Annotated in this window: 19 protein-coding genes; 9 read left to right on the top strand and 10 right to left on the bottom strand. The window is 67.6% G+C overall.

The window, feature by feature from the left end; translation table 11 throughout:
• Positions 1 to 51: 51 nt before the first annotated feature.
• A complete protein-coding gene (locus AC07OD_RS00495; protein WP_218340667.1) occupies positions 52 to 951 on the bottom strand; it encodes a LysR family transcriptional regulator in 900 nt (299 codons plus the stop codon).
• A 92-nt stretch (positions 952 to 1,043) separates the two neighbouring features.
• Here AC07OD_RS00495 and mdlC point away from each other — a divergent pair, with 92 nt between their 5' ends.
• The 4 genes from mdlC to AC07OD_RS00475 all read left to right on the top strand — a co-directional run bounded on the left by mdlC (position 1,044) and on the right by AC07OD_RS00475 (position 4,772).
• Positions 1,044 to 2,666, top strand: a complete 1,623-nt coding sequence (gene mdlC, locus AC07OD_RS00490; RefSeq protein ID WP_494594568.1) for a benzoylformate decarboxylase — start codon at positions 1,044 to 1,046, stop codon at positions 2,664 to 2,666.
• A 95-nt stretch (positions 2,667 to 2,761) separates the two neighbouring features.
• Entirely contained in the window at positions 2,762 to 3,763 is a 1,002-nt protein-coding gene (locus AC07OD_RS00485) for a Bug family tripartite tricarboxylate transporter substrate binding protein (RefSeq protein WP_494594567.1), read from the top strand.
• Positions 3,764 to 3,904: 141 nt separating this feature from the next.
• Entirely contained in the window at positions 3,905 to 4,318 is a 414-nt protein-coding gene (rnk, locus tag AC07OD_RS00480; RefSeq protein WP_494594565.1) for a nucleoside diphosphate kinase regulator, read from the top strand.
• Positions 4,319 to 4,391: 73 nt separating this feature from the next.
• Complete coding sequence (locus AC07OD_RS00475; protein ID WP_218293919.1) at positions 4,392 to 4,772, top strand: hypothetical protein; 381 nt, start codon at positions 4,392 to 4,394, stop codon at positions 4,770 to 4,772.
• Between the two features lie 65 nt (positions 4,773 to 4,837).
• Here AC07OD_RS00475 and AC07OD_RS00470 read toward each other — a convergent pair whose 3' ends face one another.
• Positions 4,838 to 5,956, bottom strand: a complete 1,119-nt coding sequence (locus tag AC07OD_RS00470) for an acyltransferase family protein (RefSeq protein WP_494594563.1) — start codon at positions 5,954 to 5,956, stop codon at positions 4,838 to 4,840.
• A gap of 188 nt (positions 5,957 to 6,144) precedes the next feature.
• Here AC07OD_RS00470 and AC07OD_RS00465 point away from each other — a divergent pair, with 188 nt between their 5' ends.
• Genes AC07OD_RS00465 through AC07OD_RS00455 form a run of 3 tightly spaced genes read left to right on the top strand, consistent with a single transcriptional unit; the run spans position 6,145 to position 9,128 of the window.
• Entirely contained in the window at positions 6,145 to 6,738 is a 594-nt protein-coding gene (locus AC07OD_RS00465; protein WP_369641917.1) for a GbsR/MarR family transcriptional regulator, read from the top strand.
• Positions 6,739 to 6,742: 4 nt separating this feature from the next.
• Complete coding sequence (locus tag AC07OD_RS00460) at positions 6,743 to 8,110, top strand: cytochrome ubiquinol oxidase subunit I (protein ID WP_492254886.1); 1,368 nt, start codon at positions 6,743 to 6,745, stop codon at positions 8,108 to 8,110.
• A gap of 16 nt (positions 8,111 to 8,126) precedes the next feature.
• Positions 8,127 to 9,128 (top strand): cytochrome d ubiquinol oxidase subunit II, encoded by a 1,002-nt coding sequence (locus AC07OD_RS00455; RefSeq protein WP_370628452.1) that lies wholly within the window; start codon positions 8,127 to 8,129, stop codon positions 9,126 to 9,128.
• Between the two features lie 94 nt (positions 9,129 to 9,222).
• Here the strand turns inward: AC07OD_RS00455 and AC07OD_RS00450 are convergent, their stop codons facing one another.
• The 8 genes from AC07OD_RS00450 to AC07OD_RS00415 form a co-directional block, all read right to left on the bottom strand.
• Positions 9,223 to 10,359, bottom strand: coding sequence for an ABC transporter substrate-binding protein (locus tag AC07OD_RS00450; protein WP_218293914.1), 1,137 nt, complete (start codon positions 10,357 to 10,359; stop codon positions 9,223 to 9,225).
• Positions 10,360 to 10,569: 210 nt separating this feature from the next.
• The gene (locus AC07OD_RS00445) at positions 10,570 to 11,523 is read right to left on the bottom strand and encodes an NAD(P)H-dependent flavin oxidoreductase (RefSeq protein WP_218293913.1); all 954 of its coding nucleotides are present in this window, start codon (positions 11,521 to 11,523) and stop codon (positions 10,570 to 10,572) included.
• A 137-nt stretch (positions 11,524 to 11,660) separates the two neighbouring features.
• A complete protein-coding gene (locus AC07OD_RS00440) occupies positions 11,661 to 13,451 on the bottom strand; it encodes an acyl-CoA dehydrogenase (protein WP_494594560.1) in 1,791 nt (596 codons plus the stop codon).
• Positions 13,452 to 13,521: 70 nt separating this feature from the next.
• Positions 13,522 to 14,454, bottom strand: a complete 933-nt coding sequence (locus AC07OD_RS00435; RefSeq protein ID WP_494594558.1) for an electron transfer flavoprotein subunit alpha/FixB family protein — start codon at positions 14,452 to 14,454, stop codon at positions 13,522 to 13,524.
• Positions 14,455 to 15,204, bottom strand: a complete 750-nt coding sequence (locus AC07OD_RS00430) for an electron transfer flavoprotein subunit beta/FixA family protein (protein ID WP_494594556.1) — start codon at positions 15,202 to 15,204, stop codon at positions 14,455 to 14,457.
• Between the two features lie 218 nt (positions 15,205 to 15,422).
• The gene (locus AC07OD_RS00425; protein ID WP_218293909.1) at positions 15,423 to 16,751 is read right to left on the bottom strand and encodes a mechanosensitive ion channel family protein; all 1,329 of its coding nucleotides are present in this window, start codon (positions 16,749 to 16,751) and stop codon (positions 15,423 to 15,425) included.
• A gap of 11 nt (positions 16,752 to 16,762) precedes the next feature.
• The gene (locus AC07OD_RS00420) at positions 16,763 to 17,554 is read right to left on the bottom strand and encodes an enoyl-CoA hydratase (protein WP_218340659.1); all 792 of its coding nucleotides are present in this window, start codon (positions 17,552 to 17,554) and stop codon (positions 16,763 to 16,765) included.
• A gap of 140 nt (positions 17,555 to 17,694) precedes the next feature.
• Positions 17,695 to 18,600 carry a histone deacetylase family protein gene (locus AC07OD_RS00415; protein ID WP_255591329.1) on the bottom strand — a complete coding sequence of 302 codons (906 nt, stop codon included), beginning with the start codon at positions 18,598 to 18,600 and terminating at the stop codon, positions 17,695 to 17,697.
• Positions 18,601 to 18,708: 108 nt separating this feature from the next.
• Here AC07OD_RS00415 and AC07OD_RS00410 point away from each other — a divergent pair, with 108 nt between their 5' ends.
• Together AC07OD_RS00410 and AC07OD_RS00405 are read left to right on the top strand one after the other, a co-directional pair.
• Complete coding sequence (locus AC07OD_RS00410) at positions 18,709 to 19,629, top strand: AAA family ATPase (RefSeq protein ID WP_218294447.1); 921 nt, start codon at positions 18,709 to 18,711, stop codon at positions 19,627 to 19,629.
• A gap of 1 nt (position 19,630) precedes the next feature.
• A complete protein-coding gene (locus tag AC07OD_RS00405) occupies positions 19,631 to 20,677 on the top strand; it encodes a DUF58 domain-containing protein (protein WP_494594552.1) in 1,047 nt (348 codons plus the stop codon).
• Positions 20,678 to 20,691: the final 14 nt, after the last annotated feature.

The following is a 20,691-nucleotide window of genomic DNA, read 5'->3' as shown; positions in this document are numbered from 1 at the left end:
TGAATATACAGTTATTTGAAGCGGGGCGCACTGCCCTCCCCCCGCCACACCCTACTCGCGGAAGAGCCTTTCGATCACCCCCCGCAGCCACTGGTTGCCCGGATCGCTCTCGAACCGGCGGCTCCAGTGCAGCGACACCGTGAAATCCCGCAGCGGCAAGGGCGGCTCGATGAGGGTGTAGCCCCCATCGGCCGCGAAGGTGCGCGCGATGTTGCGCGGCATCACCACCGCGAGGTCCGTGGCCCGCACGATGGCGGGCAGCACCATGAAGTGCTCGGTGGTCAGGCGCAGGCGGTCTTCGAGCTGCAGCATCTCCAGGATCCGCAGCGTGTCCGAATGCGTGCGCACGGCCACGAACTCCAGCTGCCGCAGGTCCTTGAGCAGGCCGGCCCCGGCGCGCCTTCGCGCGGCAAAGGGGTGGCCGGCGCGCAGGAGCACCACGTAGCGGTCCTGGATGAGCTCCACGCGCTGCGTGTCCTTCACCGTCGGCAGGAAACCAAAGGCGAAGTCGATGCGCCCGCTGTCCAGCCGCTGCGCGATCTCGCTGCGCGGCACGGGCAGCGTCTCCAGCCGCACGCCGGGTGCCTCGCGCCGCAGCGCCACCATCAGGTCCGGCAGAAAGCGGCCTTCGCCGATGTCGCTCATGTGGATGCGGAACACCTTGCGCGAATTCGCCGGGTCGAACAGCGCGGACTCGTTGAGCGCCTCCTCCAGCAGTCCGAGCGCGCCGCGCACCGCATCGGCCAGCCGGTCGGCCTTGGGCGTGGGCTCCACGCCGCCGCCCGCGCGCACGAACAGCGGGTCCTTGATCAGCAGGCGCAGCCGCGTCAGCGCCTGGCTGGCGGCGGGCTGGGTGAGGTCCAGCAGTTCGGCGGCCCGGCTCACGTTGCGCGTGCGATAGACCGCGTCGAACAGCCGCAGCAGATTGAGGTCGATGTCCTTGATATGCATTGGATGAATACCGCTTAGTCGTTTCATTGTATTGATGGATGACGCATGCCCGCCGAAGATCAGGGCCTTCCTCTTCAGCACCGCCACGCCCCATGCTCCAGGCTCTCCCCAAGAACACGGCCCCTGCCGCGCCCGCCCCCTCCAGCCGCCCCACGGTGCGCGAGGTGGTGCTCGACCTGCTGCGCGGCTTCGAGATCAACACCATCTTCGGCAACCCCGGCTCCACGGAGCTGCCGCTGTTCCTCGACTACCCCAGCGACTTCCGCTACATCCTGGGCCTGCAGGAATCCGTGGTGGTGGGCATGGCCGATGGCTATGCGCAGGCGAGCCACAACGCCGCCTTCGTGAACCTGCATTCGGCGGCCGGCGTGGGCCATGCGATGGGCAACATCTTCACGGCGCACAAGAACCGCACGCCCATGGTCATCACGGCCGGCCAGCAGGCGCGGTCCATCCTGCCGTTCGACCCGTTCCTGTTTTCGGGCCAGGCCACCGAGCTGCCCAAGCCCTATGTGAAATGGAGCATCGAGCCCGCCCGCGCCGAGGACGTGCCGCTGGCCATCGCGCGCGCCTACTACATCGCCATGCAGCAGCCGCGCGGGCCGGTGCTGGTGTCCATCCCCGCGGACGACTGGGACAAGCCCTGCGAGCCGCTGCAGGCCCGCACCGTGAGCACCGGGTCGCGCCCCGAGCCCCGCGTGCTGCAGGCCATCGGCGACGCACTGGACGCCTCGCGGCGCCCCGTGTTCGTGGTGGGCGCCGCCGTGGACCGCGACCGCGCCTGGGACGACGTGCTGGCCCTGGCCGAGCGGCACAGCGCCGCCGTATGGATCGCCCCCATGTCCGGCCGCTGCGGCTTTCCGCAGGACCACCGCCTGTTCGCGGGCGTGCTGCCGGCCATGCGCGAGAAGATCGTGTCGCTGCTCGGCGGCCATGACCTGGTCTTTGCGCTCGGCGCCGCCGCGTTCACCTACCACGTCGAAGGCTTCGGGCCGCACGTGCCCCCCGGCGCGCATCTGGTGCAGCTGATCGACGACCCCGGCACGGCCGCCTGGACGCCCGAGGGCACCTCGGCCGTGGGCAGCGTGCGCCTGGGCGTGCAGGATCTGCTCGCACGCCCCGCGCCCGCCGTGCGCGACCTGCCCGCCGCGCGCGCCGCACGGCCGCGCGCGGAGCCCTCCGCCCTGATGAGCGTGCCCTATGTGATGCAGACGCTGGCCGAGGTGCGCGAAGCGGCCTCCATCGTGGTGGAGGAAGCCCCCAGCTCCCGCGCGGCCATGCACGCCTACCTGCCCATCCTGCAGAGCGAGACCTTCTACACCATGTGCAGCGGCGGCCTGGGCTACGGCCTGCCCGCCGCCGTGGGCGTGGCGCTGGCCAGGCCCGACCGCAAGGTCATCGGCCTCATCGGCGATGGTTCGGCGATGTATTCCATCCAGGCGCTGTGGAGCGCCGCGCAGCTCGAGCTACCCATCACGTTCATCATCCTCAAGAACCGCCGGTACGCGGCGCTGCAGGAGTTCGCGCCCACCTTCGGCTTCCACGAGGGTGACAAGCTGGAGGGCACCGACCTGCCGGACCTGGACTTCCTGGCGCTGGCCCGGGGCCAGGGCTGCGATGCCGTGCGCGTGAGCGACGCCAGCGAGCTGCCGGACGTGCTGCGCACGGCGCTGGCCCATCCGCGCGCCATCCTGGTGGAGGTGGACGTGGCCTGACACGACCGCCACGGCGAGCCCCGCCATCCCTTGGTTTCACCCCGCAAAAGAAGCACACAAGACCCGGCACGCCCGGGCCACACCTGGAGACAAGCATGCATTCATTTCCCCCTCGCACCACGCGCCGCCTGCTGGGCGCGCTAGCCCTGACCGGCGCCGCGTCCAGCCTGCTGCTGCTGCCCGCCGCGGCACGCGCAGACACCTGGCCCGGCAAACCCATCAAGGTGGTGGTCAATTTCCCGGCGGGCGGCGCTGCGGACCAGATCGCCCGCGCGGTCACGGTGCCGCTGCAGGCCGCGCTCGGGCAGCCCGTGGTGGTGGAGAACCGGGGCGGCGCCGGCGGCAACATCGGCGGCGAAGCCGTGGCCAAGTCGCCGGCGGACGGCTACACCCTGCTCATGAGCTCGGGCGGCATGGTGTCGGTCAACCCGCACCTGTACCCCAAGATGCCGTTCGACCCCGCCAAGGACCTGGTCCCGGTGGCCGCCGCGGCGCGGGTGCTGGTGTTCCTGGAGGTCCGGCCCACGCTGCCGGTCAACAACATCCAGGAGTTCCTGAAGTACCTCAAGGCCAACCCCGGCAAGCTGACCTTCGGCACGCCGGGCAACGGCAGCTCGCCGCACCTGGCGGCCGAGATGCTCAAGGCCCAGGCCAACGTGTTCGCGGTGCATGTGCCCTATCGCGGCGCAGCCCCCGCCATGCAGGACCTGCTGGGCGGGCAGGTGGACTTCATGTTCGACCCCGGCATCGGCCTGCAGCACGTGAAGGCGGGCAAGCTCAAGCTGCTGGCGGTGGGCAGCTCCAGGCGCTCGCCGCTGTTCCCGGACGTGCCCACGCTCGAAGAGGTGGGCCTCAAGGGCTTCGATGCCGACACCTGGTTCGGCTTCTACGCCCCGGCTGGCACGCCGCCCGAGGTGGTCAGCCGCCTGAACCGCGAGATCAACAAGGTGCTGGCCACGCCGGCCGTGAAGGAGCGCATCGCGGCACTCGGAGGCGTTCCCGCACCGATGTCCCCCGCCGACTTCAACGCCCGTGCATCCATCGACAGCACACGGTTTGGAGCGCTGATCAAGGCGCGCAACATCCAGGGGGATTGACCCTCCGGGCCCCCAGCGCCGTCCCCACCGGGGGAAGCGGGCGGGCCGCCGTGGGGCCGCCCCGAATGACCGTGCGCGGCAGTGCGAGATTGGCGATGGTCTACAGTCCCGCGCTTTGCAACACACCACCGAGGTACCGCCATGGCGCGCAAGCCCCAGATCATCCTGTCGTCCCTGGACGTTGACCGCATCGAGGCCCTTCTGGCAGCCATTCCGGCCAGCGTCTTTCCGGGCAAGGCCGAGCTGCAGGCGGAGCTGGACCGCGCCGACGTGGTGGCCCCGGAAGAAATCCCGCCGCACGTGGTCACGATGAACTCCACCGTGCAGTTCTCGATCATGGAGACGGGAAAGGAGTTCTGCCTGACGCTCGTCTACCCCCGCGACATGGACGGCAGCGCGGACCGGATCTCGATTTTCGCGCCCGTGGGCAGCGCCCTGCTGGGCCTGTCCGTGGGCGACGAACTCGCCTGGCCCGGCCCGGGCGGCAAGTCGATGACGGTGCGGGTGAAGGACCTTCTGTACCAGCCCGAAAGCGCGGGCGAACTCCACCGCTGACCGCGCGACGAAACGTCGCCTGGCGGCACCACGCTTGGTGCCACCGCCACATGCAGTGACAATGGCATCCGCCATGACCAGCCCGCCTCCACCCCCCGACAACCCGCTCATCGAAACGTTCGACCCGGACTCGACCGTCGCCTTTCAAAGGCGGATGGAGCGCGCGCCGGAATGGTTCTGCTCGTTCCTGGCCGGCAACAGCCGCGAGAAAAGCCGCCTCAAGCGCGAGATGGCCACGATGAAGGGCTCGGTGGTGTGGCTGGTGCAGCAGCGCCGCCAGGGCAACTGGACCGCCGACGAACGCACGCACCTGCGCGATGTGATGCGGTCGGCGTCTTCCGTCAGCCCCTACCTTTTCATCTGGGTGATTCCTGGATCGATGCTGATCCTGCCCTTCATGGCCTGGTTCCTCGACCGCCAGCGCAAGCGCCGGGAACGCAAGCTGCGAGGCTGATTGCGCCAGGTGCCGCCGCGCGGCACCTCAGGGGTTTGCTGCGGCCCTCAGAACCTGTTCCTGCCTCATGCCCAGTTGCTGGATACCGCCACCAGCATGCCCGCCCCCACCAGCCCCATCTGCCAGCGCAAGGCCGTGGTCCAGGAGGGCACGTGGCGCTCCACGCGCAGATACAGCTGCCGCCCCGCCGCCAGCGACAGCACGAACGCCAGCAGCATGCCCAGCGCGTTGGGCACCGGCGATGCGGGCCACAGGTGGCTGACCACCGCGTTCACGAGCAGGCACACCGCGAAGTGCACCAGGAACACCGAGTACGACATCTGCCCGAGCTGCACCAGCGGCCCCACCCCGCGCCATGACCGCACGCCTTCAGAGCGCAGGGCGGCCACCAGGCACAGCGCCGTCACCAGGGCCACCAGGATGCGGCCACGGTGGTCAATGGCCAGCGCAACGCCCCCGAGCAGCACCATCGCGGCGAGCCAGCCCCACGCCTGGCGCGCCCGCACGGCCCAGTAGGCCAGCATGCCCAGCCCGTACGCGCCGAAGAAATACACGGCCCACATGTCCAGCTCGGGCATGCGGTTGAACACCCACAGCGACAGGGCCACGCCCGCCACGATCGCGCCCTGCGCCAGCCACGCCGCATGCCGCCGGGCCCAGGCGCCAGGCAACGCGCGCGCTCCGGCCCATGCCAGCACGCTCACCGCGAACAGCTGAAAGTCGATGGCCACGTACCAGACGCCCGCGGAAAGCGCGCTCTCGCCGACGATGTCCTGCAGCAGCAGCGCGTTGGCCAGCAGCTGCGCCAGGGTGGGCTCGTCCGGCACGGAAGCGTGCTCCATCCACGGCCGCACCAGCGCGGCCACCACCACCGTCAGCAGCAGCGCCACGGCATAGGGCACCACCAGCCGCACGAAGCGCCTGGCGATCGCGTGGCCTGCGTGGTCGAAGCGCGGCACGCCCTGCGGCGCCAGGCTGGCGGCGGCCAGGTAGCCGCCAAGCACCAGGAACACCTGCACCGCCATGCGGCCGTAGTCGTACAGCCAGGCGATGAGCCCCGGAGCCAGGGGCTGCGCGATGTCCGACATGGGCCCGTAGAAGGCCAGGTGGTGCCAGACGATAGCGATGCATGCCAGGCCTTTGGCCATGTCGATGACGGGCGTGCGGGAAAGGGAAGAGGACATGCTGCGGCAGGTAGTGGGCAAGCCGTGCGCCTACAGGAACACAGCCCAAAACCCTCTATTGTCGCCGTCCTTCGGATTCGATGCTGGTCGCCCAGGTGTCTTGCCGGATAACCCAGCCCTTCAGTCCACAATTTCCTGAATTTTCAGTATTTACTGAAAATTCAGGAAATGAGGCACAATCGATGTCCATGACCTACATCAATCATCTGCCACCCCTGAACCGCCAGTTCGTCGCCCACTTTGGCGAGATGGGCAGCCGGTGGGGGATCAACCGCACCGTGGGCCAGATGTATGCGCTCATCTTCCTGTCACCGCGCCCGCTCAACGCGGACGAGATCGCCGAGACGCTGGAGTTCTCGCGCTCCAACGTGAGCATGGGCCTCAAGGAGCTGCAGGCCTGGCGCCTGGTCAAGTTGAGCCACCAGCCCGGCGACCGGCGCGAGTACTTCGAGGCGCCCAAGGACGTGTGGGAGATTTTTCGCGTGCTGGCCGAGGAGCGCCGCCGCCGCGAGATCGAGCCCACGCTGTCGATGCTGCGCATGGCGCTGCTCGAGGAGCCCGGATCGGACGAAGAGCGCCATGCCCAGGAGCGCATGCGCGACATGCACGAACTGATCGACCGGCTCATGACCTGGTTCGACGACGTGCAGCGCCTCGCGCCCGAGACGGCGATGCAGCTCATGGGCATGGGCACCGCCGTCACCCGCGTGCTCGAATTCAAGGACCGGCTGACCGGCAAGGGCGGCCCCGCCAAGGGCAAGAGCAACCACCAGGGAGCCTGAAACCATGGACACCTTCATGCTGTCGCGGATCCAGTTCGCCGCCAACATCAGCTTTCACATCCTGTTTCCCACCATCACCATCGCGCTGTGCTGGTTCCTGGTGTTCTTCCGCTTGCGCCACTCGGCCACGCGCGGCACACCGGCCGCGCCGGGCTGGGAGCAGGCCTACTATTTCTGGACCAAGGTGTTCGCGCTGACCTTTGCCATGGGCGTGGTCTCGGGCATCACGATGAGCTTTCAGTTCGGCACCAACTGGCCGGGCTACATGGAGCACGTGGGCAACATCGCCGGGCCCCTGCTGGGCTACGAGGTGCTCACGGCCTTTTTCCTGGAGGCCACCTTCCTGGGCATCATGCTGTTCGGCCGGGGCCGCGTGTCCGAGCGCATGCACCTCGTCGCGACACTCATGGTGGCGTTTGGCACCACGCTGTCGGCGTTCTGGATCCTGAGCCTGAATTCCTGGATGCAGACCCCCGTGGGCTACGAAATCATCGACGGCAAGTTCCACGCGGTGGACTGGCTGGCGATCGTCTTCAACCCCTCCTTCCCCTACCGGCTGGGCCACAAGCTGCTGGCGTCGGCCCTGACCGCGGGCTTTCTCATCGCCGGGGTGAGCGCCTGGCAGCTCGTCAAGGGCACGGCCACCGAAGGCACCCGCAAGGCCCTGCGAACCGCCGTCGCCGCCGTCGCCATGGCGATCCCGCTGCAGATCCTCATGGGCGACATGCACGGCCTGAACACGCTGGAGCACCAGCCCGCGAAGATCGCGGCGATCGAAGGCATCTGGCACACCGAGCGGGGCGCGCCCCTCACGCTGTTCGGGCTGCCCAACGAAAAGGAAGGCCGCACCGACTACGCCCTCCAGATCCCCAAGGCGGCGAGCCTGATCCTGGCGCACGACATCGATGCCGAGCTCAAGGGCCTGAACGAGTTTGCTGGCGCCCATCCCCCCGTGGCGCCGGTGTTCTGGGCGTTCCGCGTGATGGTCGGCGTGGGCATGCTGATGCTCGCGGTCGCCTGGGCGGGTGCTGTCGTGCTGTACCGCCGCCGCAGGCACGACCTGGCCACCCTGCCCCGGCCCATGCTGTACGCGCTGGTGGGCATGACGTTCTCCGGCTGGGTGGCCACCCTGGCCGGCTGGTACGTGACCGAGATCGGCCGCCAGCCCTACCTGGTCTATGGCCTGTTCAAGACCGCCGACGCCGTGGCGGCGCATCCTCCGGCCATGGTGGCCTCCACCCTGGCCGCCTACCTCACCGTGTACGTGCTGCTGCTCGCGGCCTACGTCGGGGTGATCAAGTACATGGCGGAGCACTCGGCCATGCCGGTTCCCGCCGTGGCGCCGCCCGCCGCGCCACCCCATCCGCTGTAAGGAGGACACCATGGAAATGACCCTGGCCCACACCCTGCCCCTGGCGTTCATGGCCATCATGGGCCTGGCGCTGCTCGCCTACGTGATCCTGGACGGCTATGACCTCGGGGTGGGCATCCTGCTGCCCTTCGCGAGCGATGCGGAAAAGGACGTCATGGTGTCGAGCATCGGCCCGTTCTGGGACGCCAATGAAACCTGGCTGGTGCTGGGGGTGGGCGTGCTGCTGATCTGCTTTCCGATGGCCCACGGCGTGGTGCTGTCCGCCCTGTACCTGCCCGTGGCCGTGATGCTGGTGGGCCTGATCCTGCGGGGGGTGGCGTTCGACTTCCGCGTGAAGGCCCGCGATTCGCACAAGACGGCCTGGAACCGCCTGTTTGCCGCGGGCTCGCTGGTCACCACCCTGGCCCAGGGCTGGATGCTGGGCGCCTATGTCACCGGCTTCCAGAACGACACCTGGGGCCTGCTGTTTTCCACGGGCATCGCCATCACCCTGCCCGCGGCCTACGCCATGCTCGGCGCCGGCTGGCTTCTCATGAAAACCGACGGCGCATTGCAGCGCAAGGCTGCCCGCTGGGGCCAGGGGGCCCTGTGGCCCATGGGGTTTGCGCTCATGGGCATCTCGCTGGCCACGCCGCTGGTCAGCCACACGGTGTTCGCCAAGTGGTTCGTGCTGCCCGAACTGTTCGCCCTGCTGCCGATACCGCTGGCCTGCGTGGCCGCCTTCTTCGCCATCCGCCACGTGCTGGCCACGCCCCGCGTGGTCGAGGCGGGCTATGGCTGGATCGTGTTCGCGGCCACGGTGCTGATCTTCGTGCTGGCCTTTTTCGGGCTGGCCTACAGCATCTATCCGTACATCGTGATCGACCGCCTCACGGTGTGGCAAGCCGCCAGCGCGCCGGAGTCCCTCGCGGTGATCGGCATCGGGGTGGCCATCACGCTGCCGGCCATCATCGTCTACACGGTCTTCATGTACCGGGTGTTCTGGGGCAAGGCGCGGGAGCTGACCTACGGGCTGTGACACGCGCCCAGGCCCGCTGCCAGGGCGCCGTGGCCCGCCCGCAGCACGGGCGGCTTCCCCCTGGAGGCGGGCGCGCTGCGCCCCAGATATGGGATCAATACCGCAAGCTGCCCTCGGCATCCACGATGGCCAGCTCCACATAGGTGGAGCCGTTGTGGCTCCTGGGCGAATACTTGACGTTGAAGCGCCCGAACGAGATATCGCCCGCATCCTCCATGGTCTTGATGAAGGACTCCGTGCTCAGGTTGCGCCCGGTGCGGCGCAGGCCCTCCACCAGCAGCCGGGCGTGCACGAAGCCCTCGAACTGCGAGGCCGACGGCTGGGCGCTTGGTGACTTGGCGCGCAGAAGGGCCAGGTACTCGGCCACCACGGGCACCGTGGTGCTGCGCAGCGAGGGCATGATCTGCGCCAGGATGATGCCGCGCGCCTTGTCCTTGAGCTCGCGGTGGATCACGTCCATGCTGGCCACGGAAAACCCGTAGTACGCGGGCCGCGCCGCCGTGGACTGCACCGCCTTGATGTAGCTGGTGAACGTGGTGCCCGCCGTCGCCACGATGACGGCCTGGGGCTGTGCCTTGTCGGTGGCCTGCGCGGCGGCCGCGAAGTCGGGCTGCTTGGGGTCGACCTTGATCTCGGCGACGAAGGCGAGCTTTTCCTCCTCGGAGGCTTTCTTGAGCTCGGCCAGCAGCGTCTTGCCCAGGCCGTCGTCCTGGTAGAACACCGCCACGCGGCTGATGCCCTGGTGGCGCAGCTGCGAGACGATCTTGCCGGCCTCGCTGGCGTAGCCGGCCCGCACGTGAAAGACATAGGGATTCAAGGTTTCCCGAAACGCCGAGGCCCCCGTGACCGGCCCGAACAGCAGCGTGCGGTGTTCCTTGACCAGGGGCAGGATGGCCGCCGTCTGCGCCGTGCCCGTGCTGTTGTAGATCATGAAGACCTTGTCGTTCTCCAGCAGCTGGCGCGTGTTCTCCACGGCTTTCTGGGTGTCGAAGCCGTCGTCCAGCGTGGTGTAGCGGATCATGCGGCCGTGCACGCCACCCTGCGCGTTCACGGCGTCGAACATCAGCCGCGACCCTTCCCCATACTGCGCGGTCTGAGCGCCGAGCGGCCCGGAGAGCACGGCGGACGCGCCCAGGCGGATCTCGTCGCCGGTCACGCCCTCATTGCGGGCGTGCGCCCCCTGGCTGGCACAGAGGGCCAGCATCAGCCCCAGCAAACATGAACGAAGCATGGCACCTTCCCCGCGACGATGACGGACGGCGCCACACGATGTGGCACCCATCTGGTTATTAATCATCATCATTGTCCACGGCATGCGCTGCCGTCCATTGAGGGTTTGCCCTGTCGCGACCAGCCCACACCCGCCCCACGGGGCCGCACAAACGGCTGCGCCCGCAGCGCATGGCACGCTGCGGGCGCACAAGGCAGGCCTCGCCGGGGATCAGAGCTTCAGGCGCGCCCGGGCAGCCTCGTACTCCGCGCGCAGCCGTGCCACCAGCTCGGCGGTGCTGGTCACCGCATTGATCGCGCCAATGCCCTGGCCGCAGCCCCAGATGTCCTTCCAGGCCTTCTTCGCGTCGCCGCCGAAGTTCATCTTGCTCGGGTCCGATTCGGGCAGGTTGTCGGGGTCCATGCCCGCCGCGCGGATCGACGGCGCCAGGTAGTTGCCGTGCACGCCGGTGAACAGGTTGCTGTAGACGATGTCGTCCGAGCTGCCTTCCACGATGGCCATCTTGTAGTCATCGCTGGCGCGGGCCTCGTGCGTGGCGATGAAGGCCGAGCCGATGTAGCCGAAGTCCGCGCCCATGGCCTGCGCCGCCAGTACCGCGTCGCCGCTGGCGATGGAGCCGCTGAGCGCGATGGGGCCGTCGAACCACTGGCGGATCTCCTGGATCAGCGCGAACGGGCTCTTCACGCCCGCATGGCCACCCGCACCGGCGGCCACGGCGATCAGGCCGTCGGCGCCCTTTTCAATCGCCTTGTGGGCAAACTTGTTGTTGATGATGTCGTGCAGCACCACGCCGCCCCAGGCGTGCACGGCCTGGTTCACATCCTCGCGCGCGCCCAGGCTGGTGATGATGATAGGCACCTTGTACTTGGCGCACACCTGCATGTCGTGCTCCAGCCGGTCATTGCTCTTGTGCACGATCTGGTTGATGGCGAAGGGCGCGGCCGGCTTGTCGGGATGGGCCTTGTTGTAGGCGGCCAGCGTCTCGGTGATCTCGGCCAGCCATTCATCGAGCAGTTCGGCGGGGCGGGCGTTGAGCGCGGGCATGGAGCCCACCACACCCGCCTTGCACTGCTCGATCACGAGCTTGGGGTTGCTGATGATGAACAGCGGCGAGCCGATGACGGGGAGCGACAGGTTTTGCAACACGGGAGGCAGTTTGGACATGGCAACAACTTCCTGAACAGGTTTTTGGATGAAATAGGGCTCTAGCGCTTATTCATCAAGCGCTAGCAGCTATCATTTTTATATCAATGAGCTGCCCGCTCTGCGGGCAGTCAGTCTCCTCACAACACGCTCAACCTTCAAAAGGCGTCTAGCGCCAGTTCGGTCACGCTGGCGGCGCCGTCCACGATGCTGTCGCGCAGCCCCGGTGCCTTCACCAGGATGTGCTCGGCATAGAACTGGGCCGTGGTGATTTTTGCGCGCATGAAGGCTTCGTCCTGTCCCTTGTGCAACAGGTCCTGCGCCACCAGCAGGCTGCGCGCCAGCTGCCAGCCCGCCACCACGTTGCCTGCCAGCATCAGGTAGGGCACGCTGCCCGCGAACACGGCGTTGGGCTGGGCCTTGGTGCCACCCGCCACGAAGTCGATCACGTCGAGCAGCGCCTTGCGCGCGGCCGTCAGGCGCCTGGCCACGGCCAGTGCGGCCGGGGTGCCGCTGGCCAGCAGCTCGCCTTCGGTGGTCTCGATCTGCGCGGCGATGCCCTTGGCCACCTGGCCCCCATCGCGTGCCGTCTTGCGGCCCACGAGGTCATTCGCCTGGATGGCGGTGGTGCCTTCGTAGATGGTCAGGATCTTGGCGTCGCGGTAGTACTGCGCCGCACCGGTTTCTTCGATGAAACCCATGCCGCCATGCACTTGCACGCCCAGGCTGGTCACCTCCAGGCTGGTCTCGGTGCTGTAGCCCTTGACCAGCGGCACCATGAATTCGTAGAACGCCTGGTTCTGCTTGCGCGTCTCGGCATCGGGGTGGTGGTGAGCGGCATCGAACGCAGCAGCGGCCACGGTGGCCATGGCGCGGCAGCCCTCCACGGTGGCGCGCATGGTCATGAGCATGCGCTTCACATCGGGATGGTGAATGATGGCGGCGCTGGCGTTGATGCTGCCGTCCACGGGGCGGCTTTGCACGCGGTCCTTGGCGTACTGAACGGCCTTCTGGTAGGCGCGCTCGGAGATCGCGATGCCCTGCATGCCCACGGCGTAGCGGGCTGCGTTCATCATGATGAACATGTATTCGAGGCCCCGGTTTTCCTGGCCCACCAGGTAGCCCACCGCACCGCCGTGGTCGCCGAACTGCAGCACCGCCGTGGGCGATGCCTTGATGCCCAGCTTGTGCTCGATGCTCACGCAGTGCGCGTCGTTGCGCGCGCCCAGGGTGCCGTCCTGGTTGATCATGAACTTGGGCACCACGAACAGGCTGATGCCCTTCACGCCATCGGGCGCGCCCGCCACCCGTGCCAGCACTAGGTGCACGATGTTCTCGGCCATGTCATGTTCACCATAGGTGATGAAGATCTTGGTGCCGAAGATCTTGTAGGTGCCGTCGGGCTGGGGTTCGGCGCGTGTGCGCACAAGGGCCAGGTCCGAGCCCGCCTGGGGTTCGGTCAGGTTCATGGTGCCAGTCCATTCGCCCGTCACCAGCTTTTCAAGGTAGGTGGCCTTGAGCTCGTCACTGCCGGCCGTGAGCAGCGCCTCGATGGCCCCGTCGGTGAGCAGCGGGCACAGCGCGAAGCTCATGTTGGCGCTGTTGGTCATCTCGATGCAGGCCGCGCCGATGGTCTTGGGCAGGCCCTGGCCACCAAAGTCGGCCGGATGCTGCAACCCCTGCCAGCCGCCTTCGCCGTACTGGCGGAAGGCTTCCTTGAAGCCGGGGGTGGTGGTGACGACACCGTCTTTCCAGCTCGACGGGTTCTTGTCGCCTTCGAAATTGAGCGGAGACAGCACCCCTTCGTTGAACTTGGCGCACTCTTCCAGCACGGCGGCGGCCGTGTCCAGGCCTGCGTCTTCAAAGCCGGGGATCTGCGCGATCTGTTCAATGTTGGCCAGGTGCTCGATGGCGAACAGCATGTCCTTGAGGGGGGCGGTGTAGCTCATGGGTGTCTCCGGGGAATTTCGTCAAAAAAAAGGCATCGCGAGCGATGCCTTTGTGTGCACGGTGGCGTTCTTACAGGGCCTTGACCAGCTCTGGCACGGCCGTGAACAGGTCGGCTTCCAGGCCGTAGTCGGCCACGCTGAAGATCGGTGCCTCGGGGTCCTTGTTGATCGCCACGATCACCTTGGAGTCCTTCATGCCCGCCAAATGCTGGATGGCTCCCGAGATGCCGGCGGCGATGTACAGCTGCGGCGCCACGATCTTGCCGGTCTGGCCCACTTGCCAGTCGTTCGGGGCGTAGCCCGCGTCCACCGCGGCGCGGCTGGCGCCCAGGGCGGCACCCAGCTTGTCGGCCAGCGGGGTCATCACTTCGTCGAACTTTTCCTTGCTGCCCAGCGCCCGGCCACCAGAGACGATGATCTTGGCGGCGGTCAGTTCGGGGCGGTCGCTCTTGGCGATTTCACTGCCCACGAAGGTGCTCTTGCCGGCATCAGCGGTAGCAGCAGCGGTTTCGACGGCGGCAGAGCCGCCGGTGGCGGCTGCGGCGTCAAAGCCGGTGGTGCGCACGGTGATGATCTTCACGCTGTCGGCGCTTTGCACGGTGGCGATGGCGTTGCCCGCGTAGATGGGGCGCTCGAAGGTGTCGGCGGCGACCACCTTGGTGATGTCGCTGATCTGGGCCACGTCGAGCTTGGCGGCCACGCGGGGCGCCACGTTCTTGCCGCTGGCGGTGGCGGGGAACAGGATGTGGCTGTAGTTCGAGGCGATGGCCAGGACTTGCGCGGCGACGTTTTCCGCCAGGCCATGCTCCAGGCCGGGCGCGTCTGCATGGATGACCTTGGCGACGCCAGCGATCTGGCCCGCGGCGGCTGCGGCAGCGCCTGCATTGTGGCCGGCGACCAGCACGTGCACGTCGCCACCGCAGGCCACGGCGGCGGTCACGGTGTTCAGGGTGGCGCCCTTGATGGACGCGTTGTCGTGTTCAGCAATAACGAGTACCGACATTTAGATCACCTTCGCTTCGTTCTTGAGTTTCTCGACCAGGGCGGCCACGTCGGCCACCTTCACGCCCGCGCCACGCTTGGCGGGCTCGGTGACCTTCAGGGTCTTCAGGCGCGGAGCCACGTCCACGCCGAGGTCTTCGGGCTTGACGGTATCGAGCTGCTTCTTCTTGGCCTTCATGATGTTGGGCAAGGTGACGTAGCGGGGCTCGTTCAGGCGCAAGTCGGTCGTGATGACCGCAGGCAGGGTCAAGGCCAGGGTTTCCAGGCCGCCGTCCACTTCGCGGGTCACGTTGACCTTGTCGGCCGACAGTTCCACCTTGTTGGCGAACGTGGCCTGGGGCAGGTCGGCCAGAGCCGCCAGCATCTGGCCGGTCTGGTTGGCGTCGTCGTCGATGGCCTGCTTGCCCAGGATGATGAGGGAGGGCTGCTCCTTGTCCACCAGGGCCTTCAGGAGCTTGGCCACGGCCAGAGGCTGCAGTTCGACGTCGGTTTCCACCAGGATGGCGCGGTCGGCGCCAATGGCCATGGCAGTGCGCAGGGTTTCCTGGCACTGGGCCACGCCACACGAGACAGCGATGACTTCGGTCACCAGGCCTTTTTCTTTCAGGCGCACGGCCTCTTCGACGGCGATTTCGTCAAAGGGGTTCATGCTCATCTTCACGTTGGCGATGTCCACACCCGTGTTGTCCGACTTCACGCGGACCTTCACGTTGTAGTCCACCACGCGCTTGACAGGGACCAAGACCTTCATTGCTGCGGCTCCTAGATAGAGTTGGTTGAATTGACGTTTACGTAAACTAGAACATTCTATGCCGCACTGCAACGAAAGCGCTACGGGGCCGGAACACAGACCTCACGATTCCAAAAAAGAACGATCGTGCTTTTTGTCGATTATAGGCGAGTGCACCGGGCGCCTGTCTAGAGTCTGCTGTCGCATGCGGCACCCCGTTCGCGGCCCCCGGGGCCCGGTCACCGCGCGGTGGCAGCCCCAGGCGCCGCTGGCGCGCCGGGTGACAGCGCCGCCGCCAGCCCCCCTTCGACCTGCACGTGCATGACCCGCTGGGGGTAGGGAATCTCGATCTGGTGGGCGCGCAAGGCGCTCAGGATGGCGCGGTTGATCTCCGAGCGCAGGCCCAGTGAGCCGTTCTCGGGGTCGGCGATCCAGAAGCCGACCGTGAACTCCAGCCCGTCGGCCCCAAACGCCGAGAGGGCCACGCTGGGGGCGGGATCGCGCAGCACCCGGCTGCTGGCCAGCGCGGCGTCCGCGAGAAGCCGGGTCACCAGGTCCACGTCGCTTTCGTAGGCCACGCTCACCACGGTCGACAGCCACACGCGGGGGTCGGCCAATGACAGGTTTTCCACCCGCTGGGTGATCAGCATTTCATTGGGCACGATGGACTCGCGCCCCGTGGACGAACGCACCACGGTGTAGCGCGCATTGATGTTGGTGATGCGGCCTTCGAAATTGTCGACGCGCACGTTGTCGCCGATGCGCATGCTGCGCTCGGCCAGGATGACGAACCCGCTCACGTAGTTGGACGCCAGCTTCTGCAGGCCAAAGCCGATGCCCACGCCCACGGCACCACCCAGCACCGACAGCGCCGTCAGGTCGATGCCCACGGCCGACAGCGCCATGATGAGCCCGACGAAGATCAACAGCGCCCGCACGGCATTGCTCACCGCCTTGCGCAGCGACAGTTCCGCCCCCGTGGCCGAGCGCAGAAGGCGCGACTCGATGGCGGCGGAGATCCACAGCGCGATGAGCAGCACCGCACCGGCGGTCAGCGCGCCTTCGATGATGGTGCGCACCGACAGCGTCGCGCCCCCTACCTTCCAGTGGATCTGGTCCAGCTCCTCCAGCACCAGCGGCAGCAGTCCCGTGACCCAGAGCACCATGCCCAGCCAGGCCAGCCAGGAGATGGAGCGTTCGATGGGCCGCACCCAGGCAGCGTCCGGGTATGCCACCTGCAGCACCTTCACGCCAATGCGGATCACCACCAGCGCCACCAGCACCGGGATCGCCAGCTTGAAGGCGGCCAGCGCCACCCAGTGGTGCAGCAGCGTGCGCGCCACATAGGCCAGGCTCAGCAGCACCAGCGGAAACAGCGCGCCATCCACGATGCGGGTGCCAAACAGAATGGAGCGTGGATCGCCCCGGTGCAGGCCCCGCTGCAGCAGCGAGACCAGGCCCCAGGCCAGGGCGACGCACCCCGCCAAGGCCGCCAGCTCCACCAGCACCGTCGGGCTGAGGAAGGACTGCACCCACAGGCCCACATCGTCGAGCATCGGCTTGTCCATCGTGGCGATCCTCAGCGCTTCCAGCGGGGCTGGCGTTTTTCCGCAAAGGCGCGCGCGCCCTCCTGCGCGGCCTCGTCCATCATGTTGGTGGCCATGGCCTGGCCCGCCAGCTGGTAGGCGGCATCCATGCCCAGCTCGCGCTGCTGGTACACCAGCGCCTTGCCCATGGCCACGGCCACGCGGGGCTTTTGCAGGATGGACTGCACCAGCATCTCCACCTCGGCGTCCAGCGCATCGGCGGGCACCACGCGGTTCACCAGGCCCTGTGCCAGCGCGGTGGGGGCATCGATGAAATCGCCGGTGAGCAACATTTCCATCGCCCGCTTGGCGGGCACATTGCGCACCAGCGGCACGCTGGGCGTCGCGCAGAACAGGCCGTAGTGGATGCCGCTGGTGGCAAAACTCGCGCTGTCGGCCGACACGGCCAGGTCGCACTGCGCCACCAGCTGGCAGCCCGCCGCCGTCGCCATGCCCTGCACCCTGGCGACCACGGGCACGGGCAGCTTGTGGATGGTGAGCATCATGCGGCTGCATTGGGCAAACAGCTTCTGGTAGTACGCCAGCTCCGGGTTCGCCGCCATGTCCTTGAGGTTGTGCCCGGCACAGAAGGCCTTGCCCGCTGCGGCCAGCACCACCACGCGCACAGATTCGTCGCGGTGCGCTTCGTCCAGCGCCTGTTGCAGGGCTGTCAGCATTTCAGAGCCCAACGCATTGAAGCGTGCAGGGTCGTTCAAAGTGAGGGTGATCACACCGCGCGTATCACGGGTGATCAGCAGCAGCTCGTCAGAATTCGGAATCGTCATGTTGTTTCTCCTGTGCACAGCAATGCGAGGGGCGTTTGAAACAGGCGCGCATGAGGCCAGTGCCACCGTGGAACTGGCTTCGCCAGGCCACGGGTGGCGTCCCCCTCAGGGGGAAGACGCCGCAGGCTGCTCAGGGGGAGTCAAAGATCAGCCAGGACGCGCAGATGCGCCTCCACGCTGCGCGCCAGCGGCCCCATCACATAACCGCCCTCCAGGCACGACACGATGCGGCCCTGGGAATAGCGGCGGGCCACGTCCTTCACCCGCTGGGTGATCCAGGCATAGTCCTGCTCGGTCAGGCCCAGCTGGCCCATGTCGTCCTCGCGGTGGCCGTCGAAGCCGGCGGAGACGAAGATCATCTCGGGCTTGAAGGCCTCCAGGCGCGGCATCCACATCATCTCGATGATCTCGCGGATGTCCATGCCACGGGTGTACGCTGGCACGGGCACGTTGACCATGTTGGGGGCCGGGTCCTGGTCGCCGCTGTACGGGTAGAACGGGTGCTGGAAGATGCTGACCATCAGCGCGCGCGGGTCGCCCGCCAGGATGTCCTCGGTGCCATTGCCATGGTGCACATCGAAGTCCACCACCGCCACGCGCTGCAGGTTGTAGCGCTGCAGCGCATATTTGGCGGCCACCGCCACGTTGTTGAAGAAGCAAAAACCCATGGCCTTGTCGCGGCATGCATGGTGCCCGGGCGGACGCACGGAGCAGAACGCGTTCTCGACCTCGCCGGCCATCACCGCATCCGTGGCGGCCAGCGCGGCACCCGCGGCGCGCAGCGACGCCTTCCAGGTGTGGGCGTTGATGGAGGTGTCGGTGTCGATCTGCGCGTAGCTCGGGCCGCCCGCCATCAGCTCTTCGTTGAGCCGGTCGGACAGGCCCCGCAGCGCCGCGATGTGCATGCGGCCATGCGCCAGCTCGATGTCGGCCAGCGAGGCCTCGGGGGCCTCGTAGCGCTCCAGCGCATCGCCCACCCCGGTGACCAGCAAGCGGTCTTCGATGGCATCGAGCCTTTCGGGGCATTCTGGGTGGCCCGGGCCCATCTCGTGCTTCCAACAATCCCGATGGGTGAAATAGCCCGTCTTGCTCACAGTCAATCCCCGTGTCTCGTATTTTTTTGGATGGTTTTCGGATAACGTCGCGCCATGACAATGAATGCACAGCACAAGATCAAATCGCTTCTGGATCAGCTTAACACGGTGATCGTGGGCAAGCAGGCCCAGGTACAGGACTGCGTGGCCTGCCTGCTGGCCGGCGGGCACCTTCTCATCGAGGATGTTCCGGGGGTGGGCAAGACCACCCTGGCCCATGCGCTGTCGCGCACTTTCGGCCTGCAGTTCTCGCGCGTGCAGTTCACGGCCGACCTGATGCCCAGCGATCTGACGGGCGTCTCGGTCTACGAGCGCGGCAAGGAAGCCTTCGTGTTCCACCCTGGCCCGGTGTTCGCCCAGGTGCTGCTGGCCGACGAAATCAACCGCGCCAGCCCCAAGACGCAAAGCGCGCTGCTCGAAGCCATGGAGGAAAAGCAGGTGTCGGTAGAGGGCGAGACGCGCGCCCTGCCCCACCCCTTCTTCGTGATCGCCACCCAGAACCCGCACGACCAGCTGGGCACCTTCGCGCTGCCCGAATCGCAGCTCGACCGCTTTCTGATGCGCATCTCCATCGGCTACCCCGACCGCGCGGCCGAGCGCGTGCTGCTGGCGGGCGCGGACCGGCGCGACATGGTGGACACCATGCTGCCCCTGCTGTCCGACGAGGAACTGGCCGAGCTGCAGCGCCAGGTGCAGGCCATCCATGCGGCCGACCCGCTGCTCAACTATGTGCAGGACCTCATCGCCGCCACGCGCTCGGGCCGGTGGTTCCTGCAGGGCCTTTCGCCCCGCGCGGGCATCGCCCTGGTGCGTGCGGCCAAGGCACAGGCCCTCATCAGCGGGCGCGACTACGTGGCGCCCGACGACGTGCAGGCCGTGCTGCCCCAGACCATCGCCCACCGCCTGGTGCCCGTGGGCGATGCCGGACGCGGCGCGGTGGAACAGGTGCGCGCCATGGTCGAGGCCGTGCCGCTGCCGTGAAATGACAGCCGCCCATCCCCCCGCCACGCTCCGCCCGACCGGGGGCTGGCGCGCCATCCTGGCCCGGGTGAGCCCGCTTGCGCCACTGCGCCGCCGCTTCCAGCGCTGGTGGCAGGCGCGCCTGCCGCTGAGCGACACGCTCGCGCTCACGCAGCGCAATGTCTACATCCTGCCCACCGGCTCGGGCTGGATGCTGGCATTGACGCTCATCGTGCTGCTCATCGCGTCCATCAACTACCAGCTCAACCTGGGCTACCTGCTGACCTTTCTGCTGGCGGGCAGCGCCGTGGTGGGCATGCACATCTGCCACGCCAACCTGCGCGGCCTCACGCTGCACCTGAAGGCGCCCGAGCCACACTTCATGGGCACCAGCACGGCGTTTGACATCCAGCTGTCCAGCGAGCGCAAGACGCCGCGCTACGGCATCGCCCTGTCGGTGCACGGCACGGGCAAGGAGGCACACCACTGGGCCTGGACCGACGTGCCCGCGCAAGGCCAGTCGAGCGTGCAGGTCGCCTTCAAGCCCCCGCGCCGGGGCCTGCACCGCGTGCCCACGCTGACGGCCGAGACGCGCTTTCCGCTCGGCACCTTCCGCGTCTGGACATACTGGCGGCCCGCGGCCCAGGTGCTGGTCTACCCCGCGCCCGAGACCCCGGCACCGCCGCTGCCGACCGGCGAACCGCGCGCGGGCGGCGCCGGCAACACGCCCACGCAGGGCATTGGCGAATTCGACGGCGTGCGCGCCTACCGCCGGGGCGACCCGCTCAAGCTCGTGGTCTGGAAGAAGGCCGCCAAATCGCTGGGCACTGGCACGGACGACCTGGTCAGCCGCGACGCCCAGCAAGCCCAACGGCACGAACTGTGGCTGGACCTGGCCCGCGCCTCGCTGCCCGACCACGAAGCCCGCATCTCGCGCCTGACCGCCTGGGTGCTGCAGGCCGACCGGCTGGGGCTGGACTATGGCCTGCGCCTGCCGGGTGTCGAGATCGCCCCGGACACGGGTGCGGCGCACCGACGAAATTGCCTGGAGGCACTGGCGCTGTGCTGAACCCCGCTTCAAAA

This window comes from Acidovorax sp. GW821-FHT10E03 (assembly GCF_059415205.1).
Note: the sequence above shows the minus strand (reverse complement) of the source record. Positions and strands in the feature narration are given on the sequence as shown.

Coding starts and splice junctions, on each gene's coding strand:
- AC07OD_RS00495 (WP_218340667.1), bottom strand. CDS start 951: ATGCATATCAAGGACATCGACCTCAATCTGCTGCGGCTGTTCGACGCG.
- mdlC (WP_494594568.1), top strand. CDS start 1,044: ATGCTCCAGGCTCTCCCCAAGAACACGGCCCCTGCCGCGCCCGCCCCC.
- AC07OD_RS00485 (WP_494594567.1), top strand. CDS start 2,762: ATGCATTCATTTCCCCCTCGCACCACGCGCCGCCTGCTGGGCGCGCTA.
- rnk (WP_494594565.1), top strand. CDS start 3,905: ATGGCGCGCAAGCCCCAGATCATCCTGTCGTCCCTGGACGTTGACCGC.
- AC07OD_RS00475 (WP_218293919.1), top strand. CDS start 4,392: ATGACCAGCCCGCCTCCACCCCCCGACAACCCGCTCATCGAAACGTTC.
- AC07OD_RS00470 (WP_494594563.1), bottom strand. CDS start 5,956: ATGTCCTCTTCCCTTTCCCGCACGCCCGTCATCGACATGGCCAAAGGC.
- AC07OD_RS00465 (WP_369641917.1), top strand. CDS start 6,145: ATGACCTACATCAATCATCTGCCACCCCTGAACCGCCAGTTCGTCGCC.
- AC07OD_RS00460 (WP_492254886.1), top strand. CDS start 6,743: ATGGACACCTTCATGCTGTCGCGGATCCAGTTCGCCGCCAACATCAGC.
- AC07OD_RS00455 (WP_370628452.1), top strand. CDS start 8,127: ATGACCCTGGCCCACACCCTGCCCCTGGCGTTCATGGCCATCATGGGC.
- AC07OD_RS00450 (WP_218293914.1), bottom strand. CDS start 10,359: ATGCTTCGTTCATGTTTGCTGGGGCTGATGCTGGCCCTCTGTGCCAGC.
- AC07OD_RS00445 (WP_218293913.1), bottom strand. CDS start 11,523: ATGTCCAAACTGCCTCCCGTGTTGCAAAACCTGTCGCTCCCCGTCATC.
- AC07OD_RS00440 (WP_494594560.1), bottom strand. CDS start 13,451: ATGAGCTACACCGCCCCCCTCAAGGACATGCTGTTCGCCATCGAGCAC.
- AC07OD_RS00435 (WP_494594558.1), bottom strand. CDS start 14,454: ATGTCGGTACTCGTTATTGCTGAACACGACAACGCGTCCATCAAGGGC.
- AC07OD_RS00430 (WP_494594556.1), bottom strand. CDS start 15,204: ATGAAGGTCTTGGTCCCTGTCAAGCGCGTGGTGGACTACAACGTGAAG.
- AC07OD_RS00425 (WP_218293909.1), bottom strand. CDS start 16,751: ATGGACAAGCCGATGCTCGACGATGTGGGCCTGTGGGTGCAGTCCTTC.
- AC07OD_RS00420 (WP_218340659.1), bottom strand. CDS start 17,554: ATGACGATTCCGAATTCTGACGAGCTGCTGCTGATCACCCGTGATACG.
- AC07OD_RS00415 (WP_255591329.1), bottom strand. CDS start 18,600: ATGGGCCCGGGCCACCCAGAATGCCCCGAAAGGCTCGATGCCATCGAA.
- AC07OD_RS00410 (WP_218294447.1), top strand. CDS start 18,709: ATGAATGCACAGCACAAGATCAAATCGCTTCTGGATCAGCTTAACACG.
- AC07OD_RS00405 (WP_494594552.1), top strand. CDS start 19,631: ATGACAGCCGCCCATCCCCCCGCCACGCTCCGCCCGACCGGGGGCTGG.